Consider the following 14,412-nt stretch of genomic DNA (forward strand, 5'->3'; position numbering starts at 1 on the left):
CAGGCGCAGGCGTTTTTTTCTAACCGACCGGGCGAATGCTGTCCGGTTCCAATACCGCATCAAACTCCTGTTGCAGCAAGTGGATTTGCGGATCTTGCTGCAACATTTCTCTGGCCTGATCGCTGAGTTCCTGATAAATCAGACGTCGCTGTTCCAACGGCGTCAAGCGTTGCGGATCGGCTTCCGTCACGATATTCAACCGCACTTCGCGCCGATAAAACGTGCTGAGTTGCTGTTGTAGTACATTGATATAGCGCACATTATTCAAATTCGATTGTTCAGGGCGCAATCCCAAGGTAACAGAATCCTCATCATGCTGTAATAAGAGGGAATTAAGTCCCAACTGTTTCACCATGCCGCTCAGCGCTAACTGTTCAAGAACATTCGACCAATGATCCCTTTCTGCACTCAATTTAAGTACTTTAGCAACCAATTCCGGCGTTCTTTCCTGCAAAATAGCCTGCTTGATATCGGAAGGGCGTAAGCGGTTACCGCTCTCTTCTTCCAATTCCGGATTAAGCCACTGCCAATGGTAATCTTCGCCGACAGCGTCCGTTTCATCATGCGGCAAACGCTCGCTGTCCTCTTCGGGTGCTACCGCCACGGCAGGTTGTGAAATCGGTGGTTGCTGTCCCGCACTGATACGGCTCAACCTTTCCATCAACTCTAATGATTTATCATTTTTGCCGACGGCAGTTTCAAGGGACGGCCGAACGGAAGCAGGGACTATGTTTAGCTTGTCGGTGTGTTCAACGACAGGGCGGGAATCACGGTTTTTTTTTTGCAATTGCTGACGGGCGCGTAAAGCTCGTAAAGCGGGAGAATCCGCTTCCGCGATGTCATTGACAGGCTGCACCGCACTTTGCACGCTTTCAGCGGCTGCCGCTGTTTTTGCTCCGGCTTCGACCGCACTTGGCGTTTGCACCTTCGCCGAAATATGCGGCGGCTGAAGTTCGGTCTCCGTATCAAGCTGCGAACTCGCCCTGACAGCAGCTGTTTCCTGTTGCGGTAATTGCTGACGGATTCGGTTTAAGTGGTCGGCGGTCTTGTCCGCCTGCTCCGCTTTTACTGTCTGAGTTGCCTCGGACGCCTCGGTATATTTGTCGAATCGGAGCAATTTCGGGTGAAATGCCAATGCACGCAACATCGTCATTTCAACGCCACTGCGTTGATCCGGTGCAAAAGGCAGCTCTTTTCGCCCGTTTAACATCAATTGGTAATAAAACTGGACGTCTTCCGGTGCCAAGTTTCTCGCCAGAAAATCGAGCCGATCCGCACTTTCGGCACTCGGCTGCAATAACTGGCGCATCGCAATCCGGTGCAAATCCGCAGCCACTTGCTGCAATAGCTGATCCCATTCTACCCCGTTGTCCGCCACCTGTTGTATGCTGCGCATCAGCGCTTCACCGTCCGCCAACTGTAAAGCCTGAATAATATCCAGCGCCTGTTCGCTGTCCAGCGTGCCCAACATCCGATGCACAATCTCGGCCGTAATATTGCCCTTACTCATCGCTATCGCTTGATCGGTCAGGCTGAGCGAATCCCGAATACTGCCGCCGGCGGCTTTCGCCAATTGCTCCAAAGCGGCAAATTCGTAAGGTATTTTTTCTTGCAGCAGCAGATATTCCAGATGATCGGCGATCTGCTGCGTATCCAATGCTTTCAGATGAAACTGAATACAACGTGACAGAATGGTAATCGGTAATTTATGCGGATCAGTGGTCGCCAACAAAAACTTAACATAGTCCGGCGGCTCTTCCAGTGTTTTCAACAGGGCATTGAAGCTATGTCGGGAAAGCATATGTACTTCATCGATCAGATAAATTTTATAACGTCCCTGCACCGGTTTATATTGGACGTTATCCAACAGCTCGCGCGTATCCTCCACTTTGGTACGCGATGCGGCATCAATTTCCAGCAGATCAATGAAACGGCCTTCTTCAATTGCCTTACAATTTTCACATTCGCCGCACGGCTCTGCCGTCACCCCCCGTTCGCAGTTCAATCCTTTGGCAAACAGGCGGGCTATCGAGGTTTTCCCCACACCGCGGGTTCCGGAAAACAAATAAGCATGATGCAGCCGATTACTTTCCAGCCCATTGGCAAGTGCGGTCAGCACATGTTCCTGCCCGACAACTTGTGAAAAGCGTTGTGGTCGCCATTTTCTGGCCAGTACCTGATAACTCATAGCGCTGTTTTGCCTTGGTGAAATACGAATTAATGGCCGTCGAAACTGACCAGATGATAGCTGTCGATGCCGACTTTTTTCAGACGTTCCGCACCGCCCAGCTCCGGCAGACTGATGATGAAAGCGGCATTTTCCACTTTGCCGCCCAAGCGACGAATCAATTTGACGGTCGCCTCGACCGTACCGCCGGTCGCCAACAAATCGTCGATGATCAGCACATTGTCTTCGGCGGTTATCGCATCAATATGAATTTCCAGCGTATCTTCACCGTATTCCAACTGATAGTTTTGTGAAATGGTTTCGCGCGGCAGTTTACGCGGCTTGCGTACCAGCACAAACGGCAAGCCCAATGCCAAGGCAACCGGAGCACCGAAAATAAACCCTCTGGATTCCGTTCCGACCACTTTGCTGATACCATGATCCTTGTAATGTTCGGTAATCAAATCAACCGTTGCCTGAAACGCCGCCGGCACTTCCAGCAGGCTGGTAATATCACGAAAAATAATCCCTTGTTTCGGATAATCCGGAATAGATTTAATAGACGCTTTGACTAATTCTAATGTTTGGCTCATGATTATGACCTAAATAAACGTTCTGGATATGTGTTGTGTTCGCAACACGACAAGCAGTTAAGCATAGCAAAACTCCTGTCTGCTGCAAATCGTTTCTTTACGGCATGTTATAAATATCTTGTCCGTCTTTACGGGTTTTCAGCAAGCGCAGAATCCAAACATACTGTTCCGGTGTTTGCGTGACATAGGATTCGATTTCCTGATTCATCAACCTTGCCATCTCGGCATCATTATCGCTCAATGCCATCGGCGGATGAATATCCAGTTGATATTTGCCGGTTTCGGCATCATAACGCGGGAACATCGGGATCACCACCGCCTTTGCAACTTTTGCCATTTTGTTCAAGCCCGGCAAAGTCGCTTTATAGGTAGCAAAAAAATCGGCATAGACACTCAACTCCTCACCGTAATCTTCATCGGGTAAGTAATAACCCAATTCGCCGCGGCGTACGGCATTCAAAAACGGTTTAATACCGTTCTGGCGCGCATGCATTTTACCGCCGAACCGCACTCGGGTAATATTCCACAGCCAGTCTACCAACGGATTACGGTGCGGATTATACATGGCTGCCATCGGCATGCCTTGTGTGTGCAAAATAATTCCCGAAGCATCAATCGCCCAAGTATGCGGCACCAATAAAATGACGTTTTTCCCTTCGTTTCTGGCTTGGCGGATATGCTCTATTCCCAGAAATTCCGTCCGTTTTTGCAAATGTTGTTTGGAACGAACCGCCACTTCGCCGATACCCAGCATAACTTGCGTCACAACAATAAACATTCGCTCAATCACTTGATTTTTTTCCTCGTCGCTCCAATCGGGAAAGCAGTAAGAAAGATTGACCATCGCTTTATGGTGCGGTTTTTTGGCTTTATGGGCAATCACTTTTCCTAACTTCGCCGCCAATCTGTCACGCCAGCGATAAGGCACATATGCCAACAGCACCAGGCCGAAAATCCCCAACCAAATTCCCCAGTATTGCGGCAACAAATATCGCCAGGAAAAGTGCGGTTCATACCCGACCCGCGCAGTCATTCGCTTGTGCTGTTGCGTCATTAGCCAAACCATCCGTAATCAAATGCCAACTTTGTTGCCATGATAAATGCCACGACAACCACCATCGGACGTATCAATTTTTGCCCTTTGCTCAATACCATTTTTGCGCCTAATCTAGCGCCGAGAAACTGCCCCAGCAACATAATGAATCCCAAAAACCACATGACCTGCCCGCCGATGATAAAAAAGATTAACGAAGCAAAATTAGAGGTGAAATTCAATACTTTGGCATGTGCCGTTGCTTTCGCCAAATTAAAACCGAGTAAGGTCACAAATGCCAAACTGTAAAACGAGCCGGCGCCCGGCCCAAAAAAGCCGTCGTAAAAGCCGACACCGAAACCCGCCGTAACGGCAAAGCCCCAATAAGAAATACGGCGCTGTTTATCACTTTCGCCCAGTTTTGGTGTTACCAAAAAATAAATACCGATGGCAAAAATCAAAAACGGCAGAATTTTTCTGAGAAATCCGGTATCAATTTGCTGCACCAGAATCGTGCCTGCTACAGCGCCGAGGAACGTCAGAACGATTAAGATGGAAATCTCGTTTAAATTGACTGCTTTCCGCCGTACAAAATACCAGCTGGCTGACAGTGAACCGCCGCACGCCTGTAATTTGTTTGTGCCCAATGCCATCGCGGGCGGCATACCGACAGCGAGTAATACGGGAATCACAATCAATCCGCCGCCACCGGCAATCGCATCAATAAAACCGGCTATCACGGCAACGGCAAACAACAAGGCATAAATATCAACGCCGAACTCCATCTTGCTTTACCCTCTTCCCTGTTGGGACAAAATCATCTGGCATAACTGCGGTAACGGCGGCGGTATTTTCGGTTTGCCGGTCGTCGGTTTCTGCGGCTCAAACCATGACATTAATTCGGCACCGCATCCTTCACCGGCCGGCACCGGCGATTGTGCTTCGCAATAGCTTGCGCCCTGCGGGCAAGTCAATCTCACATGCAAATGCGCATCATGACCGAACCACGGACGGATTTTACGCAGCCAAGTGCGGTCGCCCTGCACAGTTTGACATAATTTCAACTTAATTGCCGGATTAAGGAAAATACGATCCACTTTCGGATCCTGCGCTGCCAAGCGAATCAGTGTCGTTTGCTGATCACTCCACACTTTTTCATCCACCCGTTGCGCCTTACGATTAACCATCAGCGTTGCCGTCGGGTTTAGTGCCTGTTTATCCGTCAATGGTCCGAAACGGAGCCAAATATCGGCGTCCAGTCCGGTTTGGTGACTGGCATGGCCACTCTTAAAACGCCCGCCTGCCGGCATTCCCATATCGCCGACCAGCACATTCGGCAAGCCGGCTTGTTTGGCGTTTCTGCCCAAGCGGATCAAATAATCCAATAATTCAGGATGTCCGTAATAACGGTTCTTTCCGGCACGGATCACTTGATAACCCTCGCCGCGCAACGCCAGCGGCTTCGCCCCGATAATACAGCCGTTGCTGTAACCGCCGACCGGATTCGGCTCGCCCTGCACCGGCGCTTTAATTTGCTCCCACGGGGAAGCCGAGACAGCCCCCGAAATTCCTGTCAAGGATAACAGCAGGATTTTGAATATCTTGTTATTTAACACAATTCACTCCGTTTTGCGCCCGCTGACGCAATAGATGATCCAACAACACTATCGCCACCATCGCTTCGGCAATCGGTACGGCTCTGATACCGACACAAGGATCATGCCGCCCACGCGTCACAACTTCTACCGCCTGGTTTTCCAAATTGACGCTCCTGCCCGGAATCGTAATACTGGAAGTCGGTTTCAAGGCAATATGCGCTACAATCGGCTGCCCGTTGCTGATGCCGCCCAGAATACCGCCGGCGTGGTTGGAACAAAAACCTTGCGGCGTCATCTCATCACGGTGATCCGTGCCTCTTTGCTCCACCACGGCAAAACCGTCACCGATTTCAACACCCTTGACCGCATTAATGCCCATCAGCGCATGTGCCAAATCGGCATCCAAACGGTCAAATACCGGCTCTCCCAACCCCAGCGGAATATTTTCCGCCACTACCGTTAATTTGGCGCCGACCGAATTCCCCTCTTTTTTCAATTCACGAATTAATTCGTCAAACCGCGCGACCGCACTTGGATCCGGACAGAAAAACGGATTATTGTTGACCTGCTGCCAATCAATCTGATCCAACGCTTGCTCCGCTATTTTAACCGTGCCGATTTGGCTGAGAAAACCCCGCACTTCGACACCGAATTGACCGCGCAAATATTTTTTCGCCACCGCACCGGCCGCAACCCGCATTGCCGTCTCCCTTGCCGAAGAGCGGCCGCCGCCGCGATAATCGCGCAAGCCGTATTTTTGCTGATAGGTATAATCCGCATGTCCCGGACGAAAACGATCCTTGATTTCGCTGTAATCCTGCGAACGCTGATCGCCGTTTTTGATCATCATGCCGATACTGGTTCCGGTGGTTCTGCCTTCAAAAACACCGGACAGAATCACCACTTCGTCATCTTCACGGCGGGGAGTAGTGTAACGCGATGTTCCCGGTTTTCGCCTGTCCAAATCGGGTTGAATATCCGCTTCGCTTAAAGCCATTCCCGGCGGCACGCCGTCAATAATACACCCCAGCGCAATACCGTGCGATTCCCCGAACGTGGTTACTCTGAACAGTTGTCCAATGCTGTTTCCTGCCATGTTTCGTTATTCCTTGATAAATTTATTTCTCAATCTGTAGCTGCTGCCCGTTGTCCAGATTTTTAATATAGACATCCAACTGGTTAAAGGCAATATCAATCCCGTTTTCGGCAAATAATTGATCAACCCTGCGGTTTAAAAAATCTACCGTTGGATTGCGTTCGTGCGTTTTACTGACATAAACCCGTAATTCATGATCCAGCGTACTGGCGCCAAATGCGAGAAAATAAACCACCGGTGCCGGATCGTCCAATACATAAGGCGATTCGTCCGCCGTCTGCAACAACAGTTTTTTGGTTAATTCGACATCCGAACCGTATGCCACGCCGATCTTCAAGACAACCCGAGTAGTGGTGTTGCTGAGCGACCAGTTTGTCAAACGCTCGGTTACAAAGGCTTTATTCGGCACAATCACCTCTTTGCCGTCAAAATCGATGATAGTGGTCGCTCTAATACGGATTTTCGATACCGTTCCGCTGAATTCACCGATTGTGACCAGATCGCCAATCCTCACCGGGCGTTCAAACAGGATAATAATCCCCGACACGAAATTGGCGAAAATTTCCTGTAAACCGAATCCCAAACCAACCGATAATGCCGCAAACAGCCATTGCAATTTGCTCCATGACATGCCTAAGCTGGAAAATGCCGTGCCGGCACCGATGGCGACGAAAAGATAGCTTAAAATCGAGGTGATCGCATACGGCGAACCTTGTGACAAACGCATACGGGAAAAAATTAAAATTTCCAACACCCCGCTTAAATTGCGCACGACCAAATATGTTCCCCATAAAATCACGATTGATGTCAACAAATTGAGTAAGGTGACCGATTCGAGCACCGAAGCGCCGTTTGCATCGGTTGAGGTCTGTTGCCAGAGACTGATATTGTCCAGATAATAAGCCACACTGAGCAAATCCGCCCAAACCCAGTAAAATAATCCCAACAGCAACAGCCATAGCCCGATATCCGTGATTTTAGTAACCTGCCGGTTGACTGTCGACAGTGCGATTTTCTCGTCCTGCGCATCAATCACCGCATCTTCTCCATGCAACTCATTGCGCTCTTCCCGCTCTTGCGCACGCTGTTCTTTCAAGCGGCGATATGCCAACTGGCGTGAAGAAACCCGAATCGCACGGTGGGTCATTTCACGCAGGTTGACCCACAGAATCAACACAACGTAAGTAGAAATAGTATGTCGAATCAATATCAATGCCGTGTAATAATAACCCAATCCGATTAACACAATTAACGCAATCGGTATCAATAGCAACAGCAGTCTTAAAAATTTGAACAGCTTTGAATGCGGCGCTTCTTTCTGTTCTTCCCGGCTGTCGCGCGGAAGAAGCTGATTAACACTGTCAATCGCACTGCTCACCCCAGGTCTGATTTGGAACAGAAAAAACAAAAGTGCGGTAATGATCAATACTTGTCCCAACACATCATTGGCAATCCCTGTCGCCTCAAGCGAAGTAAATGCGGAAGCATTCAGCAATACCACTAAAATCGGGATCGAACGTTTCAAGGTGTGACGAAACTGAGCATTGGTTGTGGCCGAAAAATCAAAATGACGATAGGCGATCCCGTTCGGGCGCAACAATGACAGCGTAAACGCAATAAAAAACCAAAATGCCGACATTTTCAATGCCCACGGCAACAGCCCGAACGGATTTTGAAAACAGAAATAAATCACCAAAATCAAGACTGATAAAAATAACAGCGTACTCGGCAGCGCAAGAATCAAGGTATAAAACAATACAATTAAAGTGCGCCACTGATTGTCACCGCTCAAGGTATTGACCTTGCTGTTATGCCAACTGATTTGACGTTTAATCCACTCTTTGCGCCAACTGATACCTGCCGCCGCCAACAGCAAAAATCCGACCAAAGAACCGATCGGCAGTAGATAATCACGCCAATTGCTGAAATCCAATAATTTGACTATCTGATCCAGCTGTATTTTTGCCAATGATGAAAAATGGGCAATCCAGTCAACATCGATCGGATTATTGCTTTTTACCCAAAAACTTTGCTGTTCCAGTTTCGATTGCAGCGCATTGCTGATACTGATGACCTGTTGCTGGTTTAAGTCGATATTAATGGATTGGTTTAACTGCGCATTCAATTCGGTAATAATGTCCGTCAGCAATTTACGCCGATCTTGCAAAATCGTGGTCAACTGCGTTTTTTCCGCCTCATCAAAAGTCGTTTTTTGATCTTTTTCCAGCTTCTCAATATAACTTGCCGTATTATACAATGCGTCTCGGCGCTCATTAATATCAAAGATCTGTACCCGTAAATCGGTTATCCGCTTCGATAATCCGCTGATCAAACTGTCTTTCGGCAAATCCTGACGCTGTTTATTGATAATACGCGACAACACCAGCGTGCCTTGCAATGCGCTGATCTGTTCATCAATATTGCGCTGGGTTTGCAGCAAATTATCCAACGTATTGCGAATACGCAGCCCCTCTTGCACCAACTGATTATGATTATTAGTCTGCTCAAGTAAAAAGCGGCTCAGTTGGCGATTGCTCTCCGCCTCCTGCCGTAACAGCGGATTATCGCCGTCATTACCGCTACCACTGCTTTGCTGTAACTCGTCGACCTGCTGCTGCGATTGCTGTAAGCGCAGATTATTGATTTTTTCGATCAGCACCGCCTGAATCGCCTGCTGCTGTTTTTGCTCCAGTGTTTTTTCCGCCACTTGCGACTCATACAGCGAGGTCAATTTAGAATTACCGCTCAGGCTTAATTGATTATATTGGTTTTTAATCTCGATCAGCCGTAATTCCGCATGGTATTTATTTGCCAATGAAGGGCTGACCTGAGCGCTGAACAATAATTTATTCAACTGCTGCGTTCTTGCCAGATTCTGAGCCAGTGCCGCCTGCACCCGCTCCGGCACCGAGCGCTGTGTCACCAACATGCCGTTCAAATTGCCCAAATCAAGCTGGATCTGCTGTAGCGTCTGTTCGTTTTCAAGCTGCCGTTTAGCGAGCGCCTCCAGCGACAAGGAATCCCACTGTTGCGACAAAGATTCAACGTTCCCTTCCGCATTCAGCCGATTCAAATCCTCCTGACTTTTTTGTAACGACTTGTCTGCCTCATCAATATTTTTTTGCAGCGTTTCGATACTGTTTTTTTCCTGCTCTATTTGATCGAGCAGTGCTGCCGTATCACGCAAATTTGTGAGCAACAATGCCGTATCCGGCGTTTTATTTTCATTGGCTTCCGCCGCGCTGATGGCAGCTTCAAGCTCGGCCTTGTCCGGCAATACAATATCTGCGGCCAATATATGCCCGCTTAAAAACAGTACGCTAAAGAAAGAAAAAAGAATGCCGACGCGCTTTTTCATAATTGTCCTTTATCACTGATTATCCAATCGCCGTTGCAAATCCAGCTGCAACTGACGGCGTGAAATTTTCATTTGGTTCGGCGAGGCGGTTAACGGATAGTAAGCAACCGGTTGTTTAAAACGTTCAATTTTGTCTTGCAGCCAAAACCGCACTTGTTCCACCAACGCCGTTGAAAACGCAGCGTTGAAACGCAGCATCGCAACCGGTCTGGCGCCGAATTCCTGATCCGCCAACGGCAATACCACCGCCTGTTCGATCTGCGGAAATTGCTGTAACACCGCTTCAACCTCTTCCGGCTGAATATTTTCGCCACCGGAAATAAACATATTATCGATCCGCCCCAGCACCTGCAATTCGCCGTTGTGCCGGCAGCCTCGGTCTTTCGTCTGATACCAGCCTTCTGCGTTCAACAGCGGGACAATCTTTCCGTCCCGCCAATAACCTTGTGCCAAGCCGGCGCCGCGCAGCCAGATTTCACCGTCACGGATACACAGCTCCCGCCCGTGCAATAACCGCACTTCAGGCATCAGCGGATGATTTTTGCGGACATATACCGTCGATGCCATCTCGGTCATGCCGTAACCGCTAAAAGTAGTCAAACCAAAGCGCTCCGCGCGGCGACACAACGCCGGAGCGATATAACTGCCGCCCAACAAAATGGCTTCGGTCAGCGGTTTTTCGTTATCCGCCCCACTGTTGGACAAATAGTCCAAATAGCGCTGCAATTGGGTCGGGACCAGTGATACATGGCTGACTTTGCCGACCGATGCATAAAAATCTTCACCGCTAAAATGCAAAACAGCGCCGCTGCTCAACCAGCGCCAAATAATGCCTTGTCCGGAAACGTGATACAACGGCAGCGACAACAGCCACGATTTGCTGTGGTTAAACGCTAAAAAGCGGTTTACGCCCAACGCATTTTGCCAATGGGCTGACAAATCGTGCACCACTGCTTTCGGATCACCGCCGGAGCCGGAAGTCAACGTTAAGGTCAGGCTCTGTTGCCATAAATGCGGCGAGGTTCGTCGATAGCCGATTAAGCGGTAATCTACCGCACTTGGCACAATCCGCTGCGCACTCGTGGTCGGCAATGGCGGCGCAACATAAAATCCGATTTGGTTTTGTTGCAGAATCCGTTCGATTTTCTGCGGCGGAAATTGCGGATTCAGCGCCATCACCCGTGCGCCCAGCGATAACCCCGCCAAATACAACATCAATTGCTGTACACTGTTTTTCCCGACCAACGCCAAGCCTTCACCGGATCGCACCCCCTGCCCCGCCAACTGATCGGCAACCTGATCAATCGCACAAAACAGCTGCGGCCAATCGGGTTCAAGTGCGGTTTTCCCCGCCTTCGGCAAAGACGACAAAAGCAAGCCAGAATCCGATTTCTCACTTGCTTTTTGAGCCGGGCAATAAAGTGCGCAACGTTTTTCTTCGGCTAAACGAAAAAGGCTGCTGACAACGCCATCCATCGTTTAACCCGAGAAACAAGCTCTAACTTCGTCAACCAATTCCGCCGGCAAATGCATCGACGTCATTGCGCCTTCTAACATTAACATTTTACGCTGACTGTTGGTATTGGTGATCACCCAGTACGGCGTTTCCGGAATCTGTTTCGGCTTAGTGTGATTGCCGGCTTGTAACAACGTGGCTTCATCGCGGGCAAAATAAATACGGGTGCGGCCTTGCAGCGATTCGGCCGCTTGAGCGAAGCTTTCCGGATTGGCTCGATAAAGTGCGGTCAGAATCATCAAAAAACGCACCACGCCTTTGCTTTCCTGTTGAAAATCCGCCGACTGTAAGACCTTGCTCAAACGGTTTACGACAAGCTGAATCGCTTCTTGCGACTGTTTTTTCGGCGTCGCTTCAGCCAATTTTTCATCTGCCGCGGCGAACGGTTGCGCCGGCGGCCGGCTCAAGATTTGCGTTTCACGATTTTCCGCTGTTACCGCCAATGTTTCCTTCACGGGGTTTTTAGACGATGAAAAATGCAGCAAACGGCGCAGAATATCGGAAGCGCTTTCGCCAATCGACTGTGTATTGGCGGCAATATATTGATAAAGTTCTTCATCTACTTCAATAATTTTCATCGTTCTCTCCTTTCTTGTTCTATTGTCCGTTGCCGGGCGGCGATGCCTTTTCCCTGTCGGCTTGAACAGACGGCTTGATTCCCTGGCTAATTTGGCACATTATACCGATTTCATCAACATTAAACCATGACTTAACGGTAGCAAATGACTGAAAATCCATTATTAAACCATCAATTACAACAACCGCAACAGCCCGACCGAAAATTGCCGACGCTGGTTTTTTTGCATGGTCTGTTCGGTGACATGAATAATCTCGGCGTGCTTGCCCGTGCCTATTATGAACGCTTTCCGATACTGCGGGTTGATTTGCGCAATCACGGCCATTCGTTTCACAGCGACCAAATGGATTATGCCTTAATGGCGGAGGATGTCATTCGACTGCTGGATTGGTTGCAACTGGACAATATTATCTTAATCGGACATTCAATGGGCGGTAAAACGGCAATGCGTGTCGCCTCGACAATTCCGCAGCGGGTAGAAAAGCTGGTTGTGCTGGATATCGCCCCGATCAGCTATCAGGAACACCATCATGACGATGTGTTTGCCGCGCTACTGGCGGTTCAAGCCGCCCGCCCCGCCAACCGACAACAGGCTAAGCCGATTCTAAGTCGTTATATCCAATCGGAGGGCATTCAGCAATTTATGCTGAAATCCTTTTCAGCACAACACGAACAGGCTTTTTTGTTCAATCTGACCGCACTTTATCACTGTTATCCCGAATTGATGGCTTGGCAGCCGGTTGCTTGCGACGTTCCGACTTTATTCATAAAAGGCGGAAAATCCGACTATATTCTGCCGCAGTACCGCGATACGATCTTGGCGCAATTTCCGAATGCGACATCATTTACTATTGCACAAGGCTCGCACTGGATCCATGCCGATCACCCAAATGCGGTCATCAATGCGATTAACCGCTTCTTATCGCTTGGGTAAGGTCGCTCGCGGCGATTTATCTTTATGACAAATTGTGCTATAGTGCGCCAACTCAAAATCATTCTCAATTAAGCGGCTTATCGTATTTGGTTTATGGCAAAACAAGAATCAGATTGCATTACGTTGGATTTATTCCATAATCTTCCCAAAGTCGGACGGCCAAAAACCAATCCTTTAACCCGAGAACAGCAGGCTCGGATTAACAAGCGTAACCAATTACGCCGTGATCGCGCCTCCGGTTTAAAACGGGTCGAGTTAAAACTGCACACCGGCCTTATCGATCGCTTACAGCAGTTAGCCGAACGGCAGGGCATTAATCGGGCGCAGTTGATTGAGAACGTACTGACCGAATATTTAAGCATGACGGAACAACAAAAATAGGATAGAAAACATGGCAATTGTTGGTTTATTTTATGGCAGCGACACCGGCAACACCGAGAATATCGCGAAAATGATCCAAAAGAAACTGGGCGATAACGTGGTGGATATTCGTGATATTGCCAAAAGCAGCAAAGAAGATATTAGCGCCTACGATTTTATTTTAATCGGCATCCCGACGTGGTATTACGGCGAGGCGCAAGCCGATTGGGACGATTTTTTCCCTACGCTGGAAGAAATTGACTTCACGGATAAAATTGTCGGCATTTTCGGTTGCGGTGATCAGGAAGATTATGCAGAATATTTCTGTGATGCCATGGGCACCGTCCGCAATATCATTGAACCGCACGGTGCGACCATCGTCGGTCACTGGCCGACCGAAGGCTACAGCTTTGAAGCCTCGCAAGCCTTGGTTGACGGCAATACCTTTGTCGGGTTGTGTATCGATGAAGATCGTCAGCCCGAGCTGACCGAACAGCGTGTCAGTGCCTGGGTTAAACAAATTTATGACGAGATGTATCTGGCTGAACTGGTTTAATCGTCGGAACCTATCAGAATTATTTTAAGTCACTATTTGCAATTGATAAGTATTCCCCATAGAATATGAGGACTATGTACAAATTTATAGCGACTTTAACCGGATTTCATTCCGCCAAGCAACGACAGCTATTCGATACGAGGTTAATATGTCTGAAGAGAACATTAAATTACTAAAAAAAGCCGGGTTGAAAATTACCGAACCGCGCTTGAAAATTTTGGCGTTGATGCAAAATAACCACAACACCGAATACCAACATTTCTCTGCCGAAGACATCTATAAAATGTTGTTGGAGCAAGGGGAAGAAATCGGGTTGGCAACGGTATACCGCGTGTTGAACCAGTTTGACGAGGCCGACATTCTGACCCGCCACAACTTCGAAGGCAACAAATCCGTATTTGAACTGGCGCCTGTCGATCACCACGATCATATCATTTGCATGGACTGCGGCAAAGTGATTGAATTTAGCGATGACGTCATTGAAAAGCGCCAACGTGAAATCAGCAAAGAATACGGTATTCAATTGGAAAACCACAGCCTTTACCTGTACGGCAAATGCAATAACATTAAAAATTGCGACGAGCCGAACAAGAAATAAGCGAAAATTGTTCAAACCGCACTTTG

General features: G+C 48.7%; 13 protein-coding genes and 1 pseudogene. 4 read left to right on the forward strand and 10 right to left on the reverse strand.

All coding sequences use genetic code 11. The features are described 5' to 3' along the window. Window positions 1-19 precede the first annotated feature (19 nt). From dnaX to OA57_RS12980, 10 genes and pseudogenes are all read right to left on the reverse strand, one after another. Window positions 20-2,188, reverse strand: coding sequence for a DNA polymerase III subunit gamma/tau (gene dnaX, locus OA57_RS09300; RefSeq protein ID WP_034616769.1), 2,169 nt, complete (start codon window positions 2,186-2,188; stop codon window positions 20-22). A gap of 29 nt (window positions 2,189-2,217) precedes the next feature. After that, a complete protein-coding gene (gene apt, locus OA57_RS09305) occupies window positions 2,218-2,760 on the reverse strand; it encodes an adenine phosphoribosyltransferase (protein WP_034616772.1) in 543 nt (180 codons plus the stop codon). A 97-nt stretch (window positions 2,761-2,857) separates the two neighbouring features. Then, a complete protein-coding gene (gene lpxM, locus OA57_RS09310; protein WP_034616775.1) occupies window positions 2,858-3,814 on the reverse strand; it encodes a lauroyl-Kdo(2)-lipid IV(A) myristoyltransferase in 957 nt (318 codons plus the stop codon). After that, window positions 3,814-4,578, reverse strand: coding sequence for a TSUP family transporter (locus OA57_RS09315; RefSeq protein WP_034616778.1), 765 nt, complete (start codon window positions 4,576-4,578; stop codon window positions 3,814-3,816). The genes lpxM and OA57_RS09315 overlap by 1 nt, the downstream gene beginning before the upstream one ends. A 6-nt stretch (window positions 4,579-4,584) precedes the next feature. Continuing rightward, window positions 4,585-5,394 (reverse strand): penicillin-insensitive murein endopeptidase, encoded by an 810-nt coding sequence (mepA, locus tag OA57_RS09320; RefSeq protein WP_235424666.1) that lies wholly within the window; start codon window positions 5,392-5,394, stop codon window positions 4,585-4,587. A 4-nt stretch (window positions 5,395-5,398) separates the two neighbouring features. Further along, the gene (gene aroC / locus OA57_RS09325) at window positions 5,399-6,487 is read right to left on the reverse strand and encodes a chorismate synthase (RefSeq protein WP_034616783.1); all 1,089 of its coding nucleotides are present in this window, start codon (window positions 6,485-6,487) and stop codon (window positions 5,399-5,401) included. 22 nt (window positions 6,488-6,509) lie between these two features. Then, the gene (mscK, locus tag OA57_RS09330) at window positions 6,510-9,845 is read right to left on the reverse strand and encodes a mechanosensitive channel MscK (protein WP_034616786.1); all 3,336 of its coding nucleotides are present in this window, start codon (window positions 9,843-9,845) and stop codon (window positions 6,510-6,512) included. A 12-nt stretch (window positions 9,846-9,857) separates the two neighbouring features. Beyond that, entirely contained in the window at window positions 9,858-11,321 is a 1,464-nt protein-coding gene (gene menE, locus OA57_RS09335; RefSeq protein ID WP_084589914.1) for an o-succinylbenzoate--CoA ligase, read from the reverse strand. 3 nt (window positions 11,322-11,324) lie between these two features. Next, window positions 11,325-11,879: a replication initiation negative regulator SeqA gene (seqA, locus tag OA57_RS09340; protein WP_407637103.1), complete on the reverse strand. Its 555-nt coding sequence runs from the start codon at window positions 11,877-11,879 to the stop codon at window positions 11,325-11,327. Window positions 11,880-11,882: 3 nt separating this feature from the next. Beyond that, window positions 11,883-11,939, reverse strand: a pseudogene (locus OA57_RS12980) (hypothetical protein); the annotation flags it as partial. 144 nt (window positions 11,940-12,083) lie between these two features. Between OA57_RS12980 and OA57_RS09345 the strand changes: the two are divergent. The 4 genes from OA57_RS09345 (at window position 12,084) to fur (ending at window position 14,386) form a co-directional block, all read left to right on the forward strand. After that, window positions 12,084-12,872, forward strand: coding sequence for an alpha/beta fold hydrolase (locus tag OA57_RS09345; RefSeq protein ID WP_034616792.1), 789 nt, complete (start codon window positions 12,084-12,086; stop codon window positions 12,870-12,872). 93 nt (window positions 12,873-12,965) lie between these two features. Continuing rightward, window positions 12,966-13,253 carry a LexA regulated protein gene (ybfE, locus tag OA57_RS09350; protein ID WP_034616795.1) on the forward strand — a complete coding sequence of 96 codons (288 nt, stop codon included), beginning with the start codon at window positions 12,966-12,968 and terminating at the stop codon, window positions 13,251-13,253. 10 nt (window positions 13,254-13,263) lie between these two features. Beyond that, window positions 13,264-13,788 carry a flavodoxin FldA gene (gene fldA, locus OA57_RS09355; protein ID WP_034616798.1) on the forward strand — a complete coding sequence of 175 codons (525 nt, stop codon included), beginning with the start codon at window positions 13,264-13,266 and terminating at the stop codon, window positions 13,786-13,788. Between the two features lie 148 nt (window positions 13,789-13,936). Next, window positions 13,937-14,386, forward strand: coding sequence for a ferric iron uptake transcriptional regulator (fur, locus tag OA57_RS09360; RefSeq protein WP_034616801.1), 450 nt, complete (start codon window positions 13,937-13,939; stop codon window positions 14,384-14,386). The last annotated feature ends 26 nt before the right edge of the window (window positions 14,387-14,412 follow it).

Origin of the sequence: Chelonobacter oris, from assembly GCF_000772535.1 — a bacterium.
In the GTDB taxonomy this organism is placed as follows: domain Bacteria; phylum Pseudomonadota; class Gammaproteobacteria; order Enterobacterales; family Pasteurellaceae; genus Chelonobacter; species Chelonobacter oris.

Bases quoted from the DNA above. Each gene is read 5' to 3' on its own strand.
- fldA (WP_034616798.1), top strand. From the start codon at position 13,264: ATGGCAATTGTTGGTTTATTTTATGGCAGCGACACCGGCAACACCGAG.
- OA57_RS09315 (WP_034616778.1), bottom strand. From the start codon at position 4,578: ATGGAGTTCGGCGTTGATATTTATGCCTTGTTGTTTGCCGTTGCCGTG.
- lpxM (WP_034616775.1), bottom strand. From the start codon at position 3,814: ATGACGCAACAGCACAAGCGAATGACTGCGCGGGTCGGGTATGAACCG.
- apt (WP_034616772.1), bottom strand. From the start codon at position 2,760: ATGAGCCAAACATTAGAATTAGTCAAAGCGTCTATTAAATCTATTCCG.
- OA57_RS09345 (WP_034616792.1), top strand. From the start codon at position 12,084: ATGACTGAAAATCCATTATTAAACCATCAATTACAACAACCGCAACAG.
- ybfE (WP_034616795.1), top strand. From the start codon at position 12,966: ATGGCAAAACAAGAATCAGATTGCATTACGTTGGATTTATTCCATAAT.
- dnaX (WP_034616769.1), bottom strand. From the start codon at position 2,188: ATGAGTTATCAGGTACTGGCCAGAAAATGGCGACCACAACGCTTTTCA.
- aroC (WP_034616783.1), bottom strand. From the start codon at position 6,487: ATGGCAGGAAACAGCATTGGACAACTGTTCAGAGTAACCACGTTCGGG.
- fur (WP_034616801.1), top strand. From the start codon at position 13,937: ATGTCTGAAGAGAACATTAAATTACTAAAAAAAGCCGGGTTGAAAATT.
- menE (WP_084589914.1), bottom strand. From the start codon at position 11,321: ATGGATGGCGTTGTCAGCAGCCTTTTTCGTTTAGCCGAAGAAAAACGT.
- mscK (WP_034616786.1), bottom strand. From the start codon at position 9,845: ATGAAAAAGCGCGTCGGCATTCTTTTTTCTTTCTTTAGCGTACTGTTT.